Raw genomic sequence first — 3,891 nt, 5'->3', positions numbered from 1 at the left:
GTCGTACACCAGCTTGAACAGGCGGGTCGGCACCCAGACCTGGTTGTCGCCGATGGTGGAGTGGCCAGGGTCAAACAGCGGGCCGGTAAAGACAAACACGTTGCCATCGGCGCGCTTGGCAAACTTCCTGACATCAGACTCGACCTTGCTCCAGATCTTGCGGTTGTTGGTCGGGTCTTGCGGCACCATGTTCGACAGCGCAAAGGATTGGGCCATTGCATTGGGGTTCGGTGCATCGGCGGCCGGGGATTGGTGACCACGGTCCACGGCCGGGTGCTGGCTGCGGTAATCGCTCAACTCGGCGCGCCCGCTCTTGGGAATGCGTGGGTCCGGATAGAACTGGTTGGTGCGCTCCTCCCCTTTGGCATCCTGCAACTGGGCCGCATTCAGGCGTTCGACCACAACCAGCGGGGTCTTGCTGGTTTGCGAGTACAGCACCGCGAAGTTGTCGGAACACAGCGCCAGGGGTTTCATGGTTGCCGGCACGGTGGCGGTGTTGATCGGTTTCGCTGCCGGGAACAGATCTGCACAGCCGTCAAACGATGCCTGTTTCTGTTTGCTTGAATAGAGGTCCAGGGCCGCGCTCTGGCTGATCGAGCCCGAGCGGGACGTTTGTTCATGTTGCGCGGTGGGCGGCTTGAGCAGGTCCAGCAGACCGCGGGCTTGTGCCCCGGTCGAGAGCAAAACAAGGGCCGACAGCCCAACTGCAATTTTGCGTAGGTGCATGCTTAAAATCTTCGAATGGAATTGAGGGGTAAACGTAGGGCGAGTCCCGATTCACGGAACCAGGTGGAGGCCGTTGCTGATTATGTGGCGGCGAGCATGCTTTCACTGTCCTTGATCAAGTTACCGATGCGGGGCCGGTCGGTTCCGGGCAGATCGACCRCTTGGGGTCGTGCGGGGTTTATTGACCATGACAAGATACGTTAGTGCCGGGCGGCGGTTGGATTCTATTCGCCAGTGCTCGGCGAAGAAGCGGACCGGATGACATATCCAGTACCACTCGATACCCTTGCGCCCCCGGGTGCCTGACGGCAATTCGGGCCAGACTCACTCCATCCAGACGAACCAAAAATGAAATCCTCCGCAGGTTTGCTGTTGTCGGGTATCGAGCTGGACCGTACCAGCTCCATCCCCTTGTACCGCCAACTCTACTTGCAGATTCGCAAACAGATTCTCGGTGGCAGGATTCAGGGCGGCGTACGTCTGCCGTCCACCCGGACCCTGAGCAAAGAACTGCAGCTTTCGCGAATCAGCATTCTCAATGCGTTCGATCAACTGATTGCCGAAGGTTTTCTGACGTCGCGCACCGGGGCCGGGACCTACGTCGGCAATGAATGGGAAGGCCGCGGTACTGATGACGAAGAACACCAGCCCCAGCCGCCTCGCCTGTCCGATCTGAGCCAGTCCATGCTGTCGTTGCGCAGCGATCATTTTCGCGGCGTTTCCTATGCGGACTGGGCGACCGGGAGCCCGACCTCGTTCCTGCCCAGCCACAGTGCCTACGATGCGTTTCCGCAATCAGTCTGGAAACGGCTGATGAACCGCCACCTGCACAAGCCGACCAAGGCCATGCTCGGTTATGGCGAACTGCAAGGTTTGCTGGCCCTGCGCGAGGCGATTGCCGAATACGTCTTCGATGCCCGGGGCATCGACTGCGCTGCCGAGCAGGTGGTCATCGTTTCCGGTGCCCAGCAAGCCTTTAACCTGCTGGGCATGCTGTTGCTCAATCCGCAGGACAGCTTCTGGATGGAGGATCCGGGGCATATCGCGGCGCGAATTGCGCTCCAGGCCCAGGGTGGTCTGGTGGTCCCGTTGCGTATCGACGAACAGGGGATCGATGTCCGGCAAGGTGTGGCGTTGTGTCCTGACGCTCGCCTGGTATTTACCACACCTTCGCGTCAGCATCCCTTGGGCATCACCATGAGTTATGCGCGGCGCCAGGAGCTCATCGACTGGGCTGCCCGCAATCAAAGCTGGATCATCGAGGACGACTGCGACAGTGAGTTTCGCTACAACGGCCGCCCCCTGCCGGCACTCTATGCCATGGACCAATGGGCCCGGGTCATCTACGCCGGAACGTTCAGCAAAGTGCTCTTCCCCTCGCTACGACTGGGTTACGTGATACTGCCGAACGCCCTGATCGAACCCTTCTGCACCCTGCGGGCGGTCATGGATCGCAGCCCGCCCACGCTGCTACAGGCCGTCACGGCAGACTTCATGCGCGAAGGCCACTTTCTCGGTCATATTCGTCGAATGCGTGCGCTGTACCAGGCTCGCCAGCAAGCACTGGTCGAACAACTGCAGCAACGGCTGGGCACTTTCTTCAGGATCACGCCTGTTGAAGCCGGCATGCACCTGATCGCCTGGTTACCCACGCATCTCGATGACGACGCCCTGGCCAGGGAACTCGGCCAGCATGGCATTCATACCTATCCCCTGAGTGACTACTGCCTCGAGCATGTCTTGCCACCGGCGCTGTTGATCGGCTTTGCCAGCACCCCTGAGGACCAGGCCCAAGAACGCGTCGAAGCGCTGGCCCAGGCCTTGAGCAACATGGGCTATCTGCTGCAGGCCACTTGACGCAAGGCAAGTGGTCTTATGATTTAACTGATAATGGATCTATCGAGAGTTCCTGACTGGCGCGATAAAGGCTGCGCCGGTAGACCCGGCGTCTGAACCAGGAACGACTCGTATGAACAATAAGATCCAGGAACGATTCAACGCATTGCTCAGCCATAAGGCTGTCGAGGCCGGGGCTCCCCCCGTACTGACTGAGGCACTGGCCCGCCAGTTGCTCGACCGACTGGGCCAACTGCGCCTGTTTGCCCATGCCTACCCCTTGCTGACCAACCTGACCCACGGCCGCGTGACACCTGCTGACCTGCTGGACTTCGCCTATCGCCACGAGCTGCAGGGGCTGAGCCTGCACTTGCTCGACGGTGAGGAAAACAGCCTCAGTCAAATGACAGCCACGCAACTTCAGGCGTTCGCTGCCAAGGCCAAAACACTCGGGCTGGATGTGCATCTGGAAATCAGCAGCACCCTGAAAAAAGATGTCGATCAAGTGATCGCCATTGCCAGGGCGCTGGGCACCCGCAACATCCGTGTTTACTCACGCTACGAAGGAGCGCTGTCGCGGGTCATGGACCTGATCGAGTCGGACCTGCACTACCTCGCGCAGCAGGCAGACGAGCACGACCTGTTCTTCGACTTCGAGCAGCATGAGGAGCTCAAGAGCAGCGAGATCGCGCAACTGTTGAACCGCCTGAACCACCCTCGGCTGCATGCCCTGTTCGATTTCGGCAACATGATCAATGCCTGCGAACAGCCCCTTGCTGCGCTCCGTAACCTGGCGCCGCACATACGCCAGACCCACCTCAAGGGTGTGCGCATCGTCCCCGAGCAAAATGCATTCGGCCATTACGGCGTGCTGCAGGGCTGTGACGAAGACGACCTGCCCAACGCACGCATGTTGTTCGAACTGCTGATGCTCGGCGAATCAGCTGTGCAAGTGATCGCGTTCATTCTCGAGCAGGAAAACCACTACGTTGCCCCGGCGTTCCGCCAGATGGACGAAGCCGCGGACCCGTTCATTGCGTACCGGGAAATGAGTGAAACAGCGCTGCCGGAAGGCTTCTCGCTGGAGCAAATGCTGGCCGATGAACACCGTTGGGCCAACAACCAGGTTGCCTATGTACGAGGTCTGCTGGCCGAGTTCCGAACCCTGGCCGAGTTGACCCTGGCCCATTGCGCTGACGCCTGAACCTGACGTGCCGACCGGCACTGCCTACCCAATCAAGCCTGGAGAACAATAATGACATCCCATGACAAGGCCAAATGGCTCAGATTCCTGATTCTCATCCTCGGTGGCGGCACCATCTACAAGCT

Annotated in this window: 3 protein-coding genes; 2 read left to right on the top strand and 1 reads right to left on the bottom strand. The window is 59.7% G+C overall.

Annotated features, from left to right (window positions below; all coding sequences use genetic code 11):
- Positions 1–726: DNA/RNA non-specific endonuclease (locus tag AC1DU9_RS29555; protein WP_477811238.1), on the bottom strand; the 726-nt coding region annotated here is incomplete at its 3' end.
- Positions 727–1,074: 348 nt separating this feature from the next.
- Here AC1DU9_RS29555 and pdxR point away from each other — a divergent pair.
- Together pdxR and AC1DU9_RS29545 are read left to right on the top strand one after the other, a co-directional pair.
- Positions 1,075–2,583: a MocR-like pyridoxine biosynthesis transcription factor PdxR gene (pdxR, locus tag AC1DU9_RS29550; RefSeq protein WP_223460633.1), complete on the top strand. Its 1,509-nt coding sequence runs from the start codon at positions 1,075–1,077 to the stop codon at positions 2,581–2,583.
- A gap of 112 nt (positions 2,584–2,695) precedes the next feature.
- Positions 2,696–3,766, top strand: coding sequence for a sugar phosphate isomerase/epimerase family protein (locus AC1DU9_RS29545; RefSeq protein WP_223460635.1), 1,071 nt, complete (start codon positions 2,696–2,698; stop codon positions 3,764–3,766).
- The last annotated feature ends 125 nt before the right edge of the window (positions 3,767–3,891 follow it).

The organism is Pseudomonas sp. P4_C1, from assembly GCF_056402155.1.
This window is presented reverse-complemented; position numbering and strand designations above follow the sequence as displayed.